Raw genomic sequence first — 20,502 nt, 5'->3', positions numbered from 1 at the left:
CAGCCTCTGGCGGGCAGTCTTTCGCACCCGGGCAGACCGTCGTACTGGCAGAAGCCACAAAGCTGCTGACATCGTCCCGGCCTCCTGTACGGGTGGGCGTACGGGTTCGAGCGGGATGACGGACCACCTCGGTCCTTGGTGCAGGTCACAGCACGGCGAAGGGGACCGGCCTTCGGCCGGTCCCCTTCGTGAGCTGCTGGTCAGCTACCTGTGCGGGCTACGTCGGATGTCGCATCCCGCGCAATTCCGCCCGGCTGTCAGCTGCAGCCGCTGGTGGAGCCGCAGCCCTCGCAGATGTAGCAGGAGCCGGCGCGCTGCATCTTCGTACCGCAGGAGAAGCAGAGCGGGGCGTCGGCGGAGACGCCGAGCTGCATCTCGACCAGTTCGGCGTTGCTGTGCGCCGTCTTCGGGGCCGGGACCTGGACCGGAGTGGTCGCGGCCGGCTTCGGAACCGAGGGGACCGCGGCCAGCGGGGCCGACTGCGCCAGGGTCTCCGTGTCGAGCTCCTCCCCGTCGAGCGGCTCGTAGGAGCCGGTCTCCAGGTGGCGCTGACGCTCTTCGGCGGTGTGGATGCCCAGGGCCGAGCGGGTCTCGAAGGGCAGGAAGTCGAGCGCCAGGCGGCGGAAGATGTAGTCGACGATCGACTGCGCCATCCGCACGTCCGGGTCGTCCGTCATACCGGCCGGCTCGAAGCGCATGTTGGTGAACTTCGAGACGTACGTCTCCAGCGGGACGCCGTACTGCAGGCCGACGGAGACGGCGATCGAGAAGGCGTCCATCATGCCCGCGAGGGTCGAACCCTGCTTGGACATCTTCAGGAAGACCTCGCCCAGACCGTCGTCCGGGTAGGAGTTCGCGGTCATGTAGCCCTCGGCGCCACCGACTGTGAAGGAGGTGGTGATCCCCGGGCGGCCCTTGGGGAGGCGCTTGCGGACCGGGCGGTACTCGATGACCTTCTCGACCGCCGTGCGGATGGTCTCCTCCGCCTTGGCGGTGACCTCGACCTTTTCCTCTTCCTTCTTCTTGGCGGAGAGGGGCTGGCCGACCTTGCAGTTGTCGCGGTAGATCGCGAGCGCCTTGACGCCGAGCTTCCAGGCCTCGAAGTAGATCTCCTCGATCTCCTCGACGGTCGCCGTCTCCGGCATGTTGACCGTCTTCGAGATCGCGCCGGAGATCCAGGGCTGGATCGCGGCCATCATGCGGACGTGGCCCATCGCGGAGATGGAACGCTCGCCCATCGCGCAGTCGAAGACCGAGTAGTGCTCGGTCTTCAGACCCGGGGCGCCGACGACAACGCCGTGCTCGGCGATGTGGGCGACGATCGCCTCGATCTGCTCTTCCTGGTAGCCCATGCGGCGCAGAGCCTGCGGGACGGTGCCGTTGACGATCTGCATCGAGCCGCCGCCGACGAGCTTCTTGAACTTGACCAGGGCCAGGTCCGGCTCGACACCCGTGGTGTCGCAGGACATCGCGAGACCGATGGTGCCGGTCGGCGCGAGGACGGAGGCCTGGGAGTTGCGGAAGCCGTTCTTCTCGCCGAGGCGCAGGACGTCCTGCCAGGCCTCGGTGGCCGCGGCCCAGATCGTGTTGTCCAGGTCCTCGGTGCGCGGTGCGACGGCGTTGGCGTCGGCGTGCTGCTTCATGACGCGCTTGTGCGACTCGGCATTGCGGGCGTAGCCGTCGTACGGGCCGACGATGGCGGCCAGCTCGGCGGAGCGCTTGTACGCCGTACCGGTCATCAGCGAGGTGATCGACGCGGCGAGGGTACGGCCGCCGTCCGAATCGTACGCGTGGCCGGTGGCCATCAGCAGGGCGCCGAGGTTGGCGTAGCCGATGCCCAGCTGGCGGAAGGCGCGGGTGTTCTCGCCGATCTTCTGCGTCGGGAAGTCAGCGAAGCAGATGGAGATGTCCATCGCGGTGATGACGAGCTCGACGACCGTGGCGAAGCGCTCGGCGTCGAAGGACTGGTTGCCCTTGCCGTCGTCGTTGAGGAACTTCATCAGGTTGAGCGAGGCGAGGTTGCAGGACGTGTTGTCCAGGTGCATGTACTCGCTGCAGGGGTTGGACGCGGTGATGCGGCCGGACTCGGGGCAGGTGTGCCAGTTGTTGATCACACCGTCGTACTGGATGCCCGGGTCGGCGCAGGCCCACGCGGCCTCGGCCAGCTTGCGGAAGAGCGCCTTGGCGTCGACCTCCTCGATGACCTCACCGGTCATGCGGGCGCGCAGGCCGAACGTGGTGCCGTTCTCCACCGCCGTCATGAACTCGTCGTTCACACGGACGGAGTTGTTGGCGTTCTGGTACTGGACGGACGTGATGTCGTCGCCGCCCAGGTCCATGTCGAAGCCCGCGTCGCGCAGGGCGCGGATCTTCTCCTCTTCCTTCACCTTGGTCTCGATGAAGGCCTCGACGTCCGGGTGGTCCACGTCCAGGACGACCATCTTGGCCGCGCGGCGGGTGGCGCCACCCGACTTGATCGTTCCTGCGGACGCGTCGGCGCCGCGCATGAAGGAGACCGGACCGGAGGCGTTGCCGCCGGAGGAGAGGAGCTCCTTGGAGGAGCGGATGCGGGAGAGGTTCAGGCCGGCGCCGGAGCCGCCCTTGAAGATCATGCCCTCTTCCTTGTACCAGTCGAGGATCGACTCCATGGAGTCGTCGACGGCAAGGATGAAGCAGGCGGAGACCTGCTGCGGCTGGGGCGTGCCGACGTTGAACCACACCGGCGAGTTGAAGCTGAAGATCTGGTGCAGGAGGGCGTAGGTCAGCTCGTGTTCGAAGATCTCCGCGTCGGCGGGCGACGAGAAGTAGTCGAAGTCCTCGCCGGCCTTCGTGTACGTCTTCACGATCCGGTCGATCAGCTGCTTCAGACCGGTCTCGCGCTGCGGGGTGCCGACCGCACCGCGGAAGTACTTGCTGGTGACGATGTTGACCGCGTTCACCGACCAGAAGTCGGGGAACTCGACGCCACGCTGCTCGAAGTTGACCGAGCCGTCGCGCCAGTTGGTCATGACGACGTCACGGCGCTCCCAGCTCACCTCGTCGTAGGGGTGCACGCCGGGGGTGGTGTGGATGCGCTCGATACGCAGGCCGCCCTTGGCGCCCTTGGTCCCCTTGGCGCGGGAACCACGTGCCGAGCTGCTCGCCGTCTCTGTCATGCCGCCTCCCATATGCGGGCAAAAACGCCCTAAAGTGCCAGCGTTATTCCGCGGCACGGTGCTGTGTCCTGTTTCTACGTTCGTTCTCTTCGCCTGGCTGACCGGCCGCGCCGCGATCCGAGTGCGATGCGGTGCGGGCCGTCCGGTCAGTCGGCGGCGGAGGCGGGCACGGGGACCGAACCGGTCCCACCGGGCTCGCGCTCTTCGGGGTGAGGCCGCCGCTCGCGCAGTTCCACGATGGCGGTCTCGAAGTCTTCAAGGGTGTCGAATGCTTTATAGACGGACGCGAACCGCAGGTACGCGACCAGGTCGAGCTCCTGCAACGGACCGAGTATGGCCAGACCCACATCGTGGGTGGTCAGTTCGGCACTCCCGGTGGCGCGCACCGCCTCTTCGACCCGCTGGCCGAGCTTGGCGAGCGCGTCCTCGGTGACCGGCCGCCCCTGGCATGCCTTGCGCACGCCGGAGATGACCTTGGTGCGACTGAAGGGTTCCGTCACCCCGCTGCGCTTGATCACCATCAGCGAGGCCGTCTCCACCGTCGTGAAACGACGGGAGCAGTCGGGGCACTGACGGCGCCGACGGATCGACGTCCCGTCGTCCGTGGTGCGGCTGTCGACGACGCGGCTGTCGGGGTGCCTGCAGAAGGGGCAGTGCATGGTTCCCTCACCCTCCCTCTTGGCACGACTGAATCACCTCACAAGGCCCCGGCACGGCAGAGACGGGTCTCTGCCGGGGGCTTGCGAAGCAGCCACCAGCATATGCGATGCCGGGTGCCCCGGCAGACCGAGGACCACAACTTCTGGGTGGCAGCGCCCATCCAACCACTAGATCTTGGGTTGTGGTGGATTCACACGGCTCCGCGTGTCGCGGCGCCGGATGGGTGATCACGGGGCTTGCCGGTGCCAGACTGAGCCTGGACCCGCACGGTGGCGACCCGAGCGGGAAGGGTACCGTAAGCGGCGGACGCGGGACCGAACCCACGTTCGCCAAACCGATCGTCCATACACCCCCCGATGTGGTCACGATGGATGATCTGCGATTTTTCACTCGAACGTGTGTTTGGCGCAACCTTTCGAAAGCTACTACCGTTGTCCAGCTAGGGAGAACATTTCGAGAGGGGCCGACGTGACCACCACCGCAGACAGTGCCACCATCACTGCCCAGAACCGCTCCCAGAGCCGACTTGAGCCGGTGCATGCCATGAATGACGTAAACCTGAACCCGGAGGCGGAGCCCGTACGCCCCGCACGCTCGCTGCCAGGTCGACCTCCAGGCATCCGCGCCGACAGCTCCGGCCTCACGGACCGGCAGCGGAGGGTCATCGAGGTCATCCGTGACTCCGTGCAGCGCCGGGGTTACCCGCCGTCGATGCGCGAGATCGGTCAGGCGGTCGGCCTCTCCAGCACATCGTCGGTCGCACATCAGCTGATGGCCCTGGAGCGCAAGGGCTTCCTGCGCCGCGATCCACACCGCCCCCGGGCCTACGAGGTACGCGGCTCCGACCAGCCGAGCTCGCAGCCCACGGACACCACCGGCAAGCCCGCCGCTTCCTACGTCCCCCTGGTCGGCCGGATCGCGGCCGGCGGCCCGATCCTCGCCGAGGAATCGGTCGAGGACGTGTTCCCGCTCCCCCGCCAGCTGGTCGGCGACGGCGAGCTCTTCGTGCTCAAGGTCGTCGGTGACTCCATGATCGAGGCCGCCATCTGTGACGGCGACTGGGTTACGGTCCGCCGCCAGCCGGTCGCGGAGAACGGCGACATCGTCGCCGCGATGCTGGACGGCGAGGCCACGGTCAAGCGCTTCAAGCGCGAGGACGGCCACGTCTGGCTTCTCCCGCACAACTCCGCCTACGAGCCGATTCCCGGCGACGAGGCGACCATCCTCGGCAAGGTCGTCGCCGTACTGCGACGGGTCTGACCCCCGCCGCCTCCATCCAGCCCCGGGATCCACTGCGCCGGTCCCGGGGCTGTTCCGTACCCCTGAACCGGCGCCGCTTCGGCGAGGTGGCTGATCACCACCGGGATCCCGCGTTGTCGGTCGCGGTCGGAACCGCTATGTACGGCCAACCGCTACTTGCCGTCGGCCTTCGCGGATGCGTCGATGGCGGCGAGGGAGCGGCGGGCCTGGTTGCGGTCCGTGGTGTACCAGAAGTCCGGCAGCGTGGCCCGCAGGAAGCTCCCGTACCGGGCCGTGGCCAGCCGGGGATCCAGCACCGCGACGACACCCCGGTCGCCCATGGCGCGTACGAGGCGACCCGCGCCCTGGGCCATCAGCAGGGCCGCGTGCGTGGCCGCGACGGCCATGAAGCCGTTCCCGCCGTGCTCCTCGACCGACTTCTGGCGTGCACTCATCAGCGGGTCGTCGGGGCGCGGGAACGGGATGCGGTCCATGACCACCAGCTGGCAGCTGGCACCCGGCACGTCCACTCCCTGCCACAGCGACAGCGTCCCGAACAGGCACGTCTGCGGGTCGGCCGCGAATGCCTTGATCAGCTCGCCCAGCGTCTCCTCGCCCTGGAGCAGGATCGGGTGGTCGAGTCGCCCGCGCAGCTCCTCGGCCGCGGCCTTGGCGCCGCGCATGGAGGAGAAGAGTCCGAGGGTGCGGCCGCCGGCCGCCTCGATGAGCTCGGCGAGTTCGTCCATCATGTCGCCGCGGGTACCCTCACGGCCCGGGGTGGCCAGGTGCTTGGCGACGTAGAGGATGCCCTGCTTGGGGTAGTCGAACGGTGAGCCGACGTCGAGGCCCTTCCACAGCGGTACGTCCTCCCCCTCGACGCCCTCGGCGGACAGGCCCAGCGAGGCCGCGACGCCGTTGAAGTCGCCGCCGAGCTTGAGGGTCGCGGAGGTCAGGACCACCGAGCGGTCCTCGAACAGCTTCTCGCGCAGCAGGCCGGAGACCGACAGCGGGGCGACCCGGAGGGTGGCGCCGAACCGGTCGTGGCGCTCGTACCAGACGACGTCGTACTCGGAGCCGTTGGCGATCCGCTCCGCCACCGTGTGGATGCTCTCCACAGCGGCCAGGGCCTGCTTGCGGACCGCGTCCTCGTCCTGGACGGACTTGTCGCGGGTCGAGCCGATCGCGGAGATGACATTGCGCGCGGCGTCCCGGAGGGACATCAGCGCGTAGCCGAGGTCTTCGGGGAGCACTTCCAGCCGGCCCGGGAGGGCCAGCTCCATGACCCGCTCGAAGGATTCGGAAGCGGTCTGCAGGGCGTCGGCCGTCTTCTCGTCGACCAGCTTGGCCGCACGCTTGACCGCCCGGTTGACCTGCCCAGGGGTCAGTTCGCCGGTGGCGACGCCGGTCACCCGGGAGACCAGTTCGTGGGCCTCGTCCACGATCAGCACCTCGTGCTGCGGCAGCACCGGGGCGCCCTCGATGGCGTCGATGGCGAGCAGCGCGTGGTTGGTGACGACCACGTCGGCGAGCTTGGCCCGCTCGCGGGCGGCCTCGGCGAAGCACTCCGCCCCGTACGCGCACTTCGTCGCGCCCAGGCACTCCCGGGAGGAGACGGAGATCTGGCTCCACGCCTTGTCGGACACACCGGGGGTCAGGTCGTCGCGGTCGCCCGTCTCCGTCTCGTCCGCCCAGTCGCGCAGGCGCAGCAGGTCCTGGCCCAGCTTGCTGGTCGGGGCGGCCGCTTCGAACTGGTCGAAGAGGCCTTCCTCCTCGTCCTGCGGCGCACCCTCGTGCAGCCGGTGCAGGCACAGGTAGTTCGACCTGCCCTTGAGCATGGCGAACTGCGGCCGGCGGCGCAGCTGCGGGTGCAGTGCCTCGACCGTACGCGGCAGGTCGCGCTCGACCAGCTGCCGCTGGAGGGCGAGGGTCGCGGTGGCCACGACCACGCGCTCGCCGTGGGCGAGGGCCGGGACCAGGTAGCCGAGGGACTTGCCCGTGCCGGTGCCGGCCTGGATGAGGCGGTGGGAGTTGTCGTCGATCGCTTCGGCGACGGCTTCGGCCATGGCCACCTGGCCGGGGCGCTCCGTGCCGCCGACGGCGGAGACGGCGGCGTGCAGCAGGTCGGGGAGGGAGGGCTTCGTCATAGCACTGCCAACCCTACGGGGCGCCACCGACAGCGACCGCACCGACGAGGATTCATGGCCGGTACAAAGGGTTGGGCACGGTGCCGTGCTGCACGGCGTGCGGACGGTCGGGGCGATCGCGGTAGCCGTCCTCGTAGAGCCGGTTCCGGTTCAGGCAGAGCCGTCCGATGCGCTCGCCGAGCAGGTCGAAGAGCTCGTAGCGGTCCTTGAGCTCCGGGAAGCGGACCTGATGGCGCACGATCTCCGCCCGTACGAGGGACCAGAACTCGCTCTCCGGGACACCGAGGCGGTCCTCGCACAGGGCCGAGAGATAGCGGAAGACGCCGACGAAGAGCCCGGAGTGGATGAACTGCGGCAGGAAATCGGCGGGCTCGGTGAGCAGGACCGCGCGGACCTCGGCGGGGAGCGAGGCGAGCTCGGGCAGCGGTTCCCCGCTGATGTTGATGTCGTCCACGAAGTCCTTGACCGCGAGCCGGACCGGGACGTCGTGCCCGTCGAAGATCACGATGGCGTTTTCTCCGTGCGGCGAGAAGACGGTGCCGTAGCGGTAGAGGAAGTGGAGCAGCGGTGGCAGTAGGGCGGCGAAGAGGCGCTGGAGCCACACGGAGGGGGTGAGTCCGGAACGGGCGACGAGCTCGGCGGTGAAGGACCGGCCCCGCCGGTCGGTGTGGAGGAGGGAGGCGAGCGTACGGGCGCGCTCGCCGGGGGCCAGGCGGCCGGCCAGGGGCTCGCGCCAGATCGCGCCGAGGAGCTCCTTGTACTGGTACGGAACCTCCGGGAGCTCGTCGTAGACGGGATGGCGGACGGTGACGGAGGCGACCTCTCCGAGCAGGATGACCCCGCATTCGTCGCGGAGGAAGGGGTCGGCGTCGCGGATGGAGTGGATCCAGGCGGTGACGGCCGGGGCGGCGAGGGTGAGGGCGGAGGGCAGACCGCGCCAGACCATGGTGTTGAAGACGGAGAGCGGGAGCTTGACGCTGAGCCGGTCGGGACGGGTGAGGTTGAGGAAGGTACGGATCGACTGCTGAGGCAGGCGCACGTCGGGGTCGGCCGGGAGCGGGACGAGGGCGCCCGAGGCGAGGGCCGGGGCGAAGAGGGGGAGGACGACCTCGTCCCACTGCCAGGGGTGGACCGGGAAGTACAGGAGCCGCGCGGGTCGAGGCCGCGCTCGCGCAGGGCCCGGTCGAAAGCGGCGCGGGTGACGGGGTCGAGCTCGGCGCAGTAGAGGCGGGCGGGGTCTTCCAGGCCGGCGGTGCCGCGGTAGGCCGCCAGCGAGGTGTGGGCGGCGAGCCAGGGCAGCCGCTGGCGGGTGCGGGACTCGGGAGCCCAGGCCGCGGTGTCGGAGGCGGACAGCCCGATGCGGCCCTTGTTGAGGACGAGCCAGGGGTGGCCGGTCTGGTGGCCTTCGAGGGCGGCGTAGTCGAGGTCGGCGAGTACGTCGGCGGTGAGCGCGTTGTGGTCGATGCGGGCATCGGCGGCGAGGGTGGCGCTGAGCTCGCGGACGAGGTGGCCGAGAGTGGCTCCGTCGAGGCCGAGGAGGGTGCGGGCGCGGATGAGGAAGGTGTACGGGTCCCCGAAGGCGGTCGGCGGCTGCGGGCCGGGCGACGGCGGAGGGGTGAGGGTGATGGTCTCGGGGGTGACGTGCCAGCTGCCGTACGACCGGCGGCGGGCCCGGAAGCCGAGGCTGCTGCCGTCGTCGAGGGTCAGGGTCCACGCGTCGCCGGCGGTGGACGGGGCGGGGGTGGGGCGGATGATCTCCTCGTAGGCGAACTCGGAGAGCATCTTGGCGAGCAGGCGGCGGGCGGCAAAGTCCCAGGTGGCGCGGGTGAGTTCGGGCGGCGTGCAGGGGTGCTGCGGCGACGGGGGCATGGCGGTTTCCGTGGAGTCGGGGGCTGTGGGGAAATTCGGCACGGGACTCCTCGGAGATCGGGAACTTTGCTGCGCGACGCAGAGTTTTCGAAGGGAGAGGCGCGAGAGGAAAAGGACGACGCTGAGGCGCTGAGGCGGTGAATACCGCGGGGACGGGAGGCGGTGGAGATGCGGGAGGCGGTGGAGATGCGGGACGTACGGGATCTGTTGGACGGCCGTCAGAGGAGACCGCGGAGCACGCGCTCCCGGATCATCAGGGCGGCGCGCTTCTCGGGGAGGTCGATTTCCGCGGAACAGCGGAAACCGGAGTTCAAGAAGGCCGATACGGAGGGGGTGTTGCGGATGTCCGGTTCCGCGATGACGCGCGTGCAGCGGGGGCGGTTGTCGAGCACAAGGTCGGCGACGGCGCGCAGCAGTGTGGTGCCCAGGCCGCGGCCGCGGTTCGCGCCGTCTCCGATGAGCAGGTGGATACCCGTGTCGTGGGGGCGCGCCGGGTAATGCCGGGAGAGGGGGTCGAGATCGGCCCGGTAGATCTCCCAGTAGCTCATCGGCGTGCCGTCGAGGAGGCCGAGGCAGGGGATGCTGCTGCCGTGCCCGTCCCGTTGGGCTCGCAGGTGGGCGGCGGTGACGGCGGCGGGGCCGGCGAGCTCCCAGAAGGCGGCCACCTCGGGGTCGTTCATCCACCGGGTGAGCAGCTCCAGGTCACGACCCGGTCGTACGGGTTCGAGACGGAAGACTCCGGCGGGGGTGATGGTGCTGCCCCAAGCGGCAGGTGTATCGAGGAGATCGGCCTCGGCGAGCAGGGGCAACAGCTCGGGCGGCAGGAGCAGTTCGACGGTGTCGTCGACGGCGGAGCCGGCAGGGGTATCGGTGGAGGGCATCGGGTGGCTCTTCTCCGCGTCGGTAGTGACGCGTCAATCGTGAAGGGGGTTGGCGATGGTGACGTAGACGGACTGGGTGTCCACGGGGCCGACGAGCTCGTCGAGTCCTCCCAGGCGGGTGAGGAGATTCGCCTTGCAGCGCAGGGTCGGTGAGTCGAGCAGCTGCGCGGGGAGCGGACCGAGGCCTGCGGCCTTGCCGAGGAAGCGGCGGAAGGCGGCGAGGAGTACGCGTTCGTCGGCGAGCCGCTGGGATCCGAAGGCGCCGATGAGGCCGAGCACGTTGTTGATGCCGAGGTAGTAGGCGAAGCGTTCGTCGGTGACGGCGTCGGAGACGAAGGTGTCGCTGACGCTGCCGATACCGGGGAGCCGGTGCTCCAGTTCCGCGCGGCGGGATTCGCGGAAGTAGTAGCCCTGGTTGTCGCGGTAGCGGCCTCCGATCGGCCAGCCGGCCGGGTCGAGGAGGACCAGGGTGTTCTGCTGGTGCGATTCGAGGGCGACACCGGCGAGCGCGTCGAAGGCGAGGACCGGCAGGACGACGTGGTCGAGGTAGCGCAGGAACCACTCGGCGGCGACGGCTGACGTGGTGCGTCCGGTGGCGGCGGCGAGAGCGGAGACGATCTCGGCGAGCCGGGAGCGCATGGTGGTGCGGCCGGGCCAGGGCCGGGGAGCGGTGAGTGCGGCGATGCATACGGCGTCGTCGTGGGAGCGGAAGGGGTTGTGGCGCAGGAGGGCGTCGAGGCCGGGGACGGGGGCGCCGTCCGGGGTGTCGACGGCGACCCAGGCGGGGTCGCGGACGATGTCGAAACCGGGGTGGGCCGCCTGCCACTGCTCTGCGAGGCCGGCGCGGAGCAGCCGGTGCACCTCGACACCACGGTGGAGTTCCTTGCGGAGGTTCTCGCGGCGGGAGTTGGTGATGCGAAGGCCCAGGGAGAGCTTGAGCATGGCGGGAGCGCCCGGGCGGTGGACCGTGCGGACGGAGGAGGTGGGGTACCAGGGGTCGCCGTACGGCCCCAGGTCGTGCAGAAGTCCCGCATCGCGCAGGGCGACGACGGCGGGGCGCTGGAGCAGGTCACGAGCCTGCCAGGGGTGCAGGGGAAGGGGAGTGGCGCCGTCGGGCAGCGGAAGCCCGGGGGCGAGCCGGCCGAGGAGCTGAGCGGCGGAGACCGGGCGGCCGCGCTCGGTCCAGGCGGAATCGGTGGCGAGGGCGGAGTGGTCGACCGCGAGCCAGTGCAGGGGGAAGGAGCCGTGGAGTTCGGGTGAGTAGCGGCGCACTTCGGCGTCGGAGAGTCCTTCGCGGCTCTTCGGTGTCGGGTGCAGGGGGTGGCCGAGGAGGAGGGACTGTTCGGCGGTCAGGAAGTGGTCCCCCGCGACGGGAGCCGGGGCGGTGGGACGGCAGCGCCGGTCCGCGAGGAACTGTGCCGTCCGCTGGACCGAGTCGGCGACCCTGCCGACGAGGTCGGCGCCGCCGCGCCCACCGCCGGTGCCCTCACGGGCGATGAGTGCGGCGAGGGTGACGGCGTCCAGGGCGGGGGCGTCGGCGGGCGCGCCTTCGATCCGGGCGGGCGCGAAGCGGTGCCAGCCGGCCGGGGACCAGTGCCGGACGGCGACGAGCAGGGCCATGCCGGATGCGGGGAGGGGGACGCGGAGCAGGGTCCCGGCGGGGCCGTCGGGTCGGCCGATCCCGGCTTCGCGGACCCAGCACCTGAGCAGGTTCTCCACCGCCGCGGCCTCGGCGGCGACGGCGGGGTCGGGGTGGTCCAGGAGGTCGGGCAGTGCGGCGGGCTCCGGGCCGAGGGGACCGGTCCAGCCTGCCCACGGTCTGGGTGTGCCGTCCTTCTGCCGGGGCACGGTCGGCGCTGCCCCGACCCGGACGGAGGGAAGTTGCTGCGCCGGGATCTCGCCGGTGGACTCGCCTCCCTGGTCGCCCGGCCGACCGGTCGGCTGCCCCGGGCCTGACGGGTGCTCCGGCGCGGCCTCTTCGGGCTCGGTCGGCGTACCGAAGCGGGGCCCGTTGGCCGGGCCGGCGGAGCCGTGCGCCGTGTCGTCGGGGCTGGCGGCTGCGGCGGCCGACGCGGCCCCCTGCCCGGGGCCGGTGACCCGGCGGGGGAGTTCGGCGGACCCGGGCGTCCGCGACGCCGTGCGCTCCTCGGAACCCCCGGGAGCGGGGTCGGGCGACGCCGCGCAACCGGGCTGCGGCTGAGCCCGGGCCTCGACCGACCCCGGCCGGGCGACGGCCGGGTCAGGGGGCGACCCGGGCTGGGGGGCGGCCGGGGCATCGACCGACCCCGGCTGGGGGGCGGCCGGGGCATCGACCGACCCCGGCCGGGGGGCGGCCGGGGCAGGGGGCGATCCGGGCTGGGGGGTGCTCGCCGCGTAGGCAGTGCTGGCGGGGCTTGGGGTCGGGGCGGGCGGTGGAGCCGACGGCCGCGGCGGCCGGTGGTCGGCGGTGGGGTCGTGGGCCGGCTCCGGGTGCGGGCCGGCCGCGGTGTCGGGTGCGCCGCCCGGGGGCGTATGCGGCTGGGGGGAGGGTTCGGGGGACGGGCTCGCGGCAGTCGCGTCGTGCTGGTCGGGCATCGCGGGTCCTCGGGGTGCGGGTCAGTGGAGACGGCGGGCGGCGGCCGGGATGGCATCGGCCAGGCGGTCGAGGACCGCGGCGGCCTGCTCGTCGGTGAGGGTCAGCGGGGGGAGCAGCCGGACGACGGCGCCGTGGCGGCCGCCGAGTTCGACGATCAGTCCGCGGTCCAGGCACTCCTGGCGGACGACTGCGGCGAGAGCCGGTGCACACGCCCCGGTGTCCGGGTCCACGAGTTCGACGCCGATCATCAGTCCCCGGCCCCGGACGTCCCCGATGCACGGGTGCGCCGCGGCCAGGCCGCGCAGCGCCGTGAGCATGCGCTCGCCCAGGGCCGCCGCGCGCTCGGCCAGCCGGTTCTCGCGTACGAAGGCAAGCGTGGCGGTACCGGCAGCCATGGCCAGTTGGTTGCCGCGGAAGGTACCCGCATGCGCCCCGGGGGCCCACACGTCCAGTTCGCCCCGGTACACGATCACCGCGAGCGGCAGGCTTCCCCCGATCGCCTTGGACAGGACCATCACGTCGGGCACCACCCCGGCATGGTCGACTCCCCAGAAGGCACCGGTCCGGCCGACACCGGTCTGCACCTCGTCGGCGATCAGCGGGATCCCCCGCGCCGCGGTGATCTCGCGCATCCTGCGCAGCCAGTCGTCCGGGGCCGGGATGACCCCGCCCTCACCCTGCACGGGTTCGAGGATCATGCCGGCGGGCGCGGGCACCCCGCCCTTGGGATCGTCCAGCAGGGTCTCGGTCCAGTGGGCGGCGAGCCGGGCGCCTTCGGAACCACCGACCCCGAACGGGCAGTGGTAGTCCTGCGGATACGGCAGCCGGGTCACCCGTACGTCCGTCGCACCGCCCGACGCGTCGAGGGCCCCGGCGGTCATGCCGTGGTAGGCGCCGGCGAAGGCGAGCAGCCCCGAGCGGCCGGTCGCGGTGCGGACCAGCTTGAGCGCGGCCTCCACGGCGTCCGTGCCGGCCGGCCCGCAGAACTGGATGCGGGCGTCGGCGGCCAGCGCCGGCGGCAGGTTGGTGAACAGCTCGGTGGTGAAGGCGTCCTTGACCGGCGTCGCGAGGTCGAGCACATGCAGGGGAGCCCCCGAGTCGAGGACGCCCCGGACGGCTTCGAGTACCACCGGGTGGTTGTGCCCGAGGGCGAGCGTGCCGGCGCCGGAAAGGCAGTCGAGGTAGCGCCGTCCGTCGGCGCCCTCGATCGTCAGCCCGCGGGCACGCACCGGGACGATGGGAAGGGAGCGCGCGTACGTCCGGGCGGCGGACTCCCGCTGCGCCTGCCTGCGCAGGATGCCCTCGGTCGCCGCCGACCCGGCGGGGCCTGCGGCTGCTCCGGGCCCCCGGTTGCCCTTCGACGGGGCCTGCGGCGGAACCCGATGGGGAACGTCCAGGGGGATCTGCGGCGCGATGTCTGCCGCGGGTTGGGCCTCGGCCTCGACTGCGGCCGGCTCGGTCAATGCCACGAGTGTCGGTCCTCCCGCACGGATGCTCTTCCGGATTGCGCCTCGAACGTGAACACTGCTCCCCCGTCCCCCGTACGTACCAACGACGGTGACGGCGGCGGATCACGGGTGGGCGCAAGATCCTTGCCCGGCAGGGTACGGAGAGCCGGAACCGCCGCCCCGGGCGTCGGCGTCCTGGTCGGCAGCGGCATAGTGGGGGGCTGCACTCGGCTGGACCGCTCGGGACTCCTCGGGGCTCTGGGAGACACCACGTTGACTCCCGGGACTTCTCGGGACTTCCCGGGACTCCTCGGAACTGGGCCGCACCTCACTTCCACCACCAGCCACCGCACACCAGCCACCACCCACCACTCAGAACCACCAGGGGGACTGACGACATGCGACCGAACCGACCGGTCACCGCGATCCTGTGCGCGGCCGCGCTCGCGCTGACCGCCGCGGCCTGCGGACCCGGCGACGGTGAGGCCGGCGGCGACGCCAAGCCGACCGTGGCGGCGAGCCTTCCGTCCGGAGTCGACGGGATCAAGATCCCGGACCAGCTCAAGGACAAGCTCAAGGAGCGCGGCATAGACCTGGAGAAGTGGAAGGGGGGTGAGTGGAAGAACTGGAAGAAGGAGGACTGGCTCCGCGAGGCGGGCGACTACATCAACCCGATCATCGAGGGCCTGTGGGACCCGGACCGGATGCGTGACGCCGAGCAGCCGCAACGCCCGTCCGTCGACCCGGACGCGGGCAAGGACCAGGGCGTCACCGACCCGGCGCCGGCGCCGGTGGCCGCCAAGGCGGTGAACCCGACCTACCACCAGAGCGTTCCGGAGGCCGGCAAGGTCTTCTTCGACGGGCCCGAGGGCTCGATGGTCTGCTCGGCGACCGTGATCAAGGACCCGGCGCACCCCGGCAAGTCCAACCTGGTCTGGACGGCAGGTCACTGCGTGCACGCGGGTAAGGCCGGCGGCTGGTACCGCAACATCGCTTTCGTCCCCTCCTACAACAACGCGGGCAAGCCGGCGGCGCAGCTCAAGGGCGCGCCGCGCGAGCAGGTGGCTCCGTACGGCGTCTGGTGGAGCGACTGGGCTCAGACCTCCGACCAGTGGATCGCGACCGGCGGTCCGACCGGCGGTGCGGGTGCCCCGTACGACTTCGCGGTGCTGCACGTGACCCCGGAGAAGGGCACGGGCAAGTCCCTGGAGGAGACGGTCGGTTCGGCGCTCCCGGTGGAGTTCAACGCCCCGGCCGTGCCCAAGGTCGCGGGCATGACGGCGACGGGCTACCCGGCGGCGGCTCCGTTCGACGGGCAGAAGGCCTACCAGTGCACCGACAAGCCGGGACGGCTGTCGCTGAACGCGACCGATCCGGTGATGTACCGCATCGGCTGCACCATGACCGGTGGTTCCTCCGGCGGCGGCTGGGTCGGTGCGGGCGCCGACGGCAAGCCGGCGCTGGTGTCGAACACCTCGATCGGTCCGGCCAAGGCGGGCTGGCTGGCAGGACCCCGGCTGGGCCCGGAGGCGAAGGGCATCTTCGACGCCGTCAGCGGCAAGTTCAAGTAGTCCGCGTAGGCCGTCCGAGTAGGCCGACTAGTCCCAGTAGTCGCGTGCCCCGGCCGTACGAGAGCGCGCACGACGGAGGGCCCCCTGCACCCCTAGGTTCTAGTGGTCGTCGCAACGCCCCAGCTCAGGGGATGCGATGGACTTCGAGATCCGGGACAGCAGGAAGCCGCAGGGTCCTCGGAAGCTGATCGACGAGCGGGAGCAATACTTCCGGCTTGTGGATCAAGGAATCGGCTACGTCGAAGCGGCCCGCCTCGTGGGCATCAACAAGCGCACGGGCAAGCGATGGCGCAACGGCCGCAGCGCCTCCGGCACGAACAGGGCGGCGCCACCGATCACCTCGGTGGCGCCGCTGCCTGTGCCTGAACCGCCGGCCCCATCGCGGTATCTGAACGAAACCGAGCGCATTCACATCGCCGACCGCCTCCGGGAAAACGCGGGTGTTCGGGTCATCGCCGCCGAGCTGGGCCGCAGCCCCTCGACCATCAGCCGAGAGATCCGCCGCAACCGCACCACCGAGGCCAACGGCCGCTCGCGCTACCGGCCCCATGCCGCCCAGCGCCGAGCCGAGCGGCGCCGCCCCCGTCCCAAGACGGGAGAGATAGGCCACAACCGCAGCTTCGGGACTTCATCCAGGAGCACCTGGCCCGGCGGTGGAGCCCGGAACAGATCTGCCACGCTCTGCGCAGGCGCTTCCCCGACCGGCCGGAGATGCACGTGGTCCACGAGACGATCTACCAGGCCCTCTACGTCCAGGGCCGGGGAGAACTAAGGCGTGAGCTGACCCGAGCCCTGCGAACCGGCCGAGCCCTCCGCCGGCCCCATCGTCACGCAGCACGCCGACAGCCCCGGTTCGCCGACCCGATGGTGATGATCAGTGACCGGCCCGCGGAAGCCGATGACCGAGCCGTGCCCGGCCACTGGGAAGGCGACCTCATCGTCGGCCCCACATCGCGCTCAGCAATCGCCACGCTGGTCGAGCGCAGCACCCGCTACCTCATGCTCGTCCACCTACCGACCGGACACAGCGCGGCCGCCGTCCGCCAGGCCCTGGTCGACACCGTCAAGGGCCTGCCGCCCGAGCTCAAGCGTTCCCTGACCTGGGACCAGGGCTGCGAAATGGCCGCACACCGGGCGTTCAGCATCGCCACCGACGTCCCCGTCTACTTCTGCGATCCGGGCAGCCCCTGGCAGCGCGGCTCGAACGAGAACACCAACGGCCTGCTGCGGCAGTACTTCCCCAAGGGCACCGATCTGTCCCGGCACACCCGCGATGACCTCGCCGCCGTCGCCGCCGAACTCAACAGCCGCCCACGCAAAACGCTCGGCTGGGAAACCCCAGCCGAGCGCCTGTCTAAACTGCTCGCGGCCTAATCAAACCGACCATGCGTTGCTACGACCCCTGGAATCTGCCGATCTGCCGGGGGCCCTCCGTCATCACGCCACATGCGCGACGCGTGGTGCGTCGACGCGTGTTACCGCTTCGCGAGCGCGTACGGAGCCAGGTCCGACGCCAGTTCCTGGTGGACCCGTGCCTTGAGCAGGGTGCCCTCCGGGGTGTGCTCCTCGGAGATCACCTCGCCCTCGGTGTGCGCCTTGGCGACCAGCGAGCCGCGCGTGTAAGGCACCATGGCCTCCACCTCGACCTCGGGCCGCGGCAGCTCGGAGTCGATGAGCGCGAGGAGTTCCTCGATGCCCATGCCTGTGCGCGCCGAGACGGCGATCGAGTGCCGCTCGATCCGCAGCAGCCGCTGCAGGACGAGCGGGTCCGCGGCGTCCGCCTTGTTGATCACCACGATCTCGGGCACGTTCACCGCGCCGACCTCACGGATCACCTCGCGCACCGCCGCCAGCTGCTCCTCCGGAGCCGGGTGCGAGCCGTCCACGATGTGCAGGATGAGGTCGGAGTCGCCGACCTCCTCCATCGTGGAGCGGAACGCCTCGACCAGGTGGTGCGGCAGGTGCCGGACGAAGCCGACCGTGTCGGCCAGGGTGTAGACCCGGCCGCTCGGCGTCTCGGCCCGGCGCACGGTCGGGTCGAGGGTGGCGAACAGGGCGTTCTCCACCAGTACGCCCGCGCCCGTGAGGCGGTTGAGCAGCGAGGACTTGCCCGCGTTCGTGTACCCGGCGATGGCGACCGAGGGCACCTTGTTGCGGCGCCGTTCCTGCCGCTTGATGTCGCGGCCGGTCTTCATGTCCGCGATCTCCCGGCGCATCTTCGCCATCTTCTCGCGGATCCGTCGCCGGTCCGTCTCGATCTTGGTCTCACCGGGGCCTCGGGTGGCCATGCCGCCACCGCCGCCGCCACCCATCTGCCGGGACAGCGACTGGCCCCAGCCGCGCAGGCGCGGCAGCATGTACTGCATCTGCGCGAGCGCGACCTGTGCCTTGCCCTCTCGGGACTTGGCGTGCTGGGCGAAGATGTCGAGGATGAGAGCGGTCCGGTCGACCACCTTCACCTTGACGACGTCTTCGAGGGCGATGAGCTGGCCGGGGCTGAGTTCACCGTCGCAGACGACGGTGTCGGCGCCGCTCTCCATCACGATGTCGCGCAGTTCCCGGGCCTTGCCGGAGCCGATGAAGGTGGCCGGGTCGGGCTTGTCTCGACGCTGGATCACACCGTCGAGCACGAGGGCACCTGCCGTCTCGGCGAGGGCCGCGAGCTCCGCGAGGGAGTTCTCCGCGTCGCTCACCGTGCCGGAGGTCCAGACACCGACGAGGACGACGCGCTCCAGGCGGAGCTGGCGGTACTCGACCTCGGTGACGTCTTCGAGCTCGGTGGAGAGGCCGGCCACGCGACGCAGAGCCGCGCGCTCCGAGCGCTCGTACTGCTCGCCGTCCCGGTCTCCGTCGATCTCGTGGCTCCAGGCGACGTCCTCTTCCATCAGGGCATCGGCCCGAAGGCTCTCGGTGAAGCTCTGCGGGTCCGGCACGTCCTGTGCGTCCCGCGCGTCCTGGGAAGGGGAAGAAGAGGAGGTCATTGGATCCTTACGTCGTTTCGAATGCGTCCGCGTCAGCTCCGGCCGGAGCCGCTGCCGCGCGTCCCTTAACACTGCCATGTCCAACGTTTCACACCGCCGGGGGATTCCCCGAACGGCCTCGTCGATGGTGACATGCCCATTCCTCGCCAGTCACACCCTTTTCGGGCGTCCGGGGCCCGTCACCGCACGCCCCGGTGCCCGTCCGCGCGCGTCCGCGCACGTCGTCGCGCGTCCCCGCACGTCAGCGCAACGACATCGCAGCTCAGGCCTTCCTCGGACCGCCCCACTCCGGATGGCCCGGCATCGCCGGAGTCGTCGTCCCGTACAGCCACGGCTCCAGGAAGGCCCCGAGGTCCCGGCCGGCCTCCTGCGACGCGAGCCGTACGAAGTCCGCCGTGCCCGCGACCCCGTCCCGGTGCTCCACCACCCAGCGCCGCTCGATCCGGTCGAAGGCCGCGGTGCCGATCTCCTGCCGCAGGGCGTACAGGATCAGCGCGGCCCCGTCGTAGACCGCCGGCCGGAACAGCCCGATCTTCTGGCCCGGGGCGGCGGGCTTCGGGGCGGCCGGGGGGCCTCCCGCCGCCCGCCACTGGTCGGAGCGCTGGTACGCCTCGCGCATGCGCCGCTCCAGGGAGTACTTGCCGAGCCCGTCCGCGTACAGGGCCTCGTACCAGGTGGCGTGGCCCTCGTTGAGCCACAGGTCGGACCAGGTCCGCGGGGAGACGCTGTTGCCGAACCACTGGTGGGCCAGCTCGTGGACCATCACGGACTCGACGTACCACTCCGGGTAGCCCTCCCCCGAGAACAGGTTGCGCTCGAAGAGCGAGAGGGTCTGCGTCTCCAGCTCGAAGCCGGTCTTCGCACGCGCGATCAGCACCCCGTAGTTCTCGAAGGGGTAGCGGCCGACCCGGTTCTCCATCCACTCGATGTGCCCCGCGGTCTTCTTCAGCCAGGGCTCCAGCCGCTTGCGGTCCGCGGCGGGCACCACATCGCGCAGCGGCAGGCCGTGCGGTCCGGTGCGGTGGACGACGGCGGAGTCGCCGACCGAGACCTGGGCGAGCTCGGTGGCCATCGGGTGCAGGGTCCGGTAGGTCCACGTCGTCGCGTTCGCCGCCGGGCGGTGGGCCGGCGGTGCGCTCGACACCCCGTTGGCGACGGCCGTGAGCGCGGCGGGGGCGGTGATCCGGAAGGTGAAGTACGCCTTGTCGGCGGGATGGTCGTTGCACGGGAACACGCGGTGCGCGGCGTCGGCCTGGTTGGCCATCGCCAGGCCGTCCTCGGTGGGCACCCAGCCGCCGTCGCCGCGGCCCCGCGGGTCGCTGGTGTGCCGGATGGTGATGTGCAGCGGCGTGGTGTCCGCCACCGCGTGGGCGGGCGTCAGCACGAGATCCTCGCCGACGCTCTCGAACCGGGCCGCCTGGCCGTTGACCTCGGCGGACGCCACCTTGCCGTGGGTGAAGTCCAGGTTGATCCGCTCCAGCGGCCGCAGGGCGCGGGCGTCGATGACGGTGACCGCGTCGAGCGGGCTGCGGTTGTCCTTGTACGTGAAGGACAGGTCGTACGAGAGCACGTCGTACCCGGGGTTCCCGAGCTCCGGGAAGAGCGGGTCGCCGATGCCCAGTGGCTGCGGCGGGGGCAGGACGGCGGCGACGAGCGTGAGGGATGCCGCGGCGAGCAGGGCGGCGCGCAGGCGGGGGGAGGTGAGCTGCATCCACCATCGCTTACCAGCGAGCGCCACGCGGCCGGGTACGGCGCGCGACGGGGCCACCCGAACGAGTCCGTCCGGCGATGACGCGGACTACACCGCCGCAGCCACGGAGTCGTCGGCGCAGGATGGGGGCGCCGGACCCGGGGGCGCGTCCGGCGAGATCCGAAAGAGACGCCTAGGTGTATTGCCCTGTGAGGTTGGGGACGCGGCTGGCGGGTGGTTTGCCTGCGAGGGCGGTGTGTCCGCGGTGGTGATTGTAGGTGTGCAGCCA

General features: G+C 71.0%; 10 protein-coding genes and 2 pseudogenes. 3 read left to right on the top strand and 9 right to left on the bottom strand.

Features of this window, described 5'->3' with window-relative positions:
- Nucleotides 1-257: 257 nt before the first annotated feature.
- Both ABZX75_RS09755 and nrdR read right to left on the bottom strand, forming a co-directional pair.
- Nucleotides 258-3,155, bottom strand: a complete 2,898-nt coding sequence (locus tag ABZX75_RS09755) for a vitamin B12-dependent ribonucleotide reductase (RefSeq protein WP_355409618.1) — start codon at nt 3,153-3,155, stop codon at nt 258-260.
- A gap of 146 nt (nt 3,156-3,301) precedes the next feature.
- Nucleotides 3,302-3,814 (bottom strand): transcriptional regulator NrdR, encoded by a 513-nt coding sequence (gene nrdR, locus ABZX75_RS09750; RefSeq protein ID WP_355409617.1) that lies wholly within the window; start codon nt 3,812-3,814, stop codon nt 3,302-3,304.
- Between the two features lie 469 nt (nt 3,815-4,283).
- Here nrdR and lexA point away from each other — a divergent pair, with 469 nt between their 5' ends.
- Entirely contained in the window at nt 4,284-5,075 is a 792-nt protein-coding gene (gene lexA / locus ABZX75_RS09745; protein ID WP_355409616.1) for a transcriptional repressor LexA, read from the top strand.
- Between the two features lie 152 nt (nt 5,076-5,227).
- Here the strand turns inward: lexA and ABZX75_RS09740 are convergent, their stop codons facing one another.
- From ABZX75_RS09740 to ABZX75_RS09720, 5 genes and pseudogenes are all read right to left on the bottom strand, one after another.
- Nucleotides 5,228-7,198: an ATP-dependent DNA helicase gene (locus tag ABZX75_RS09740; RefSeq protein WP_355409615.1), complete on the bottom strand. Its 1,971-nt coding sequence runs from the start codon at nt 7,196-7,198 to the stop codon at nt 5,228-5,230.
- Nucleotides 7,199-7,250: 52 nt separating this feature from the next.
- Nucleotides 7,251-9,067: pseudogene (locus ABZX75_RS09735) on the bottom strand (IucA/IucC family siderophore biosynthesis protein).
- A 218-nt stretch (nt 9,068-9,285) separates the two neighbouring features.
- On the bottom strand, nt 9,286-9,948 hold the full coding sequence (locus tag ABZX75_RS09730; RefSeq protein ID WP_355409614.1) for a GNAT family N-acetyltransferase: 663 nt from the start codon (nt 9,946-9,948) through the stop codon (nt 9,286-9,288).
- A gap of 33 nt (nt 9,949-9,981) precedes the next feature.
- Nucleotides 9,982-11,796 carry an IucA/IucC family protein gene (locus tag ABZX75_RS09725; protein WP_355409835.1) on the bottom strand — a complete coding sequence of 605 codons (1,815 nt, stop codon included), beginning with the start codon at nt 11,794-11,796 and terminating at the stop codon, nt 9,982-9,984.
- A 747-nt stretch (nt 11,797-12,543) separates the two neighbouring features.
- The gene (locus ABZX75_RS09720; RefSeq protein WP_355409834.1) at nt 12,544-13,821 is read right to left on the bottom strand and encodes a diaminobutyrate--2-oxoglutarate transaminase family protein; all 1,278 of its coding nucleotides are present in this window, start codon (nt 13,819-13,821) and stop codon (nt 12,544-12,546) included.
- Nucleotides 13,822-14,369: 548 nt separating this feature from the next.
- On the opposite strand from ABZX75_RS09720, the gene ABZX75_RS09715 reads away from it, so the two are divergent.
- Entirely contained in the window at nt 14,370-15,542 is a 1,173-nt protein-coding gene (locus ABZX75_RS09715; RefSeq protein ID WP_355409613.1) for a hypothetical protein, read from the top strand.
- A 136-nt stretch (nt 15,543-15,678) separates the two neighbouring features.
- Nucleotides 15,679-16,916 (top strand): annotated as a pseudogene (locus ABZX75_RS09710) (IS30 family transposase).
- Nucleotides 16,917-17,017: 101 nt separating this feature from the next.
- Here ABZX75_RS09710 and hflX read toward each other — a convergent pair.
- Both hflX and ABZX75_RS09700 read right to left on the bottom strand, forming a co-directional pair.
- Nucleotides 17,018-18,523 carry a GTPase HflX gene (hflX, locus tag ABZX75_RS09705; RefSeq protein ID WP_355409612.1) on the bottom strand — a complete coding sequence of 502 codons (1,506 nt, stop codon included), beginning with the start codon at nt 18,521-18,523 and terminating at the stop codon, nt 17,018-17,020.
- 262 nt (nt 18,524-18,785) lie between these two features.
- Nucleotides 18,786-20,234 carry a M1 family metallopeptidase gene (locus ABZX75_RS09700; RefSeq protein WP_355409611.1) on the bottom strand — a complete coding sequence of 483 codons (1,449 nt, stop codon included), beginning with the start codon at nt 20,232-20,234 and terminating at the stop codon, nt 18,786-18,788.
- Between the last annotated feature and the right edge of the window lie 268 nt (nt 20,235-20,502).

The organism is Streptomyces sp. NPDC003038 (assembly GCF_040611115.1).
GTDB lineage: Bacteria > Actinomycetota > Actinomycetes > Streptomycetales > Streptomycetaceae > Streptomyces.
This window is presented reverse-complemented; position numbering and strand designations above follow the sequence as displayed.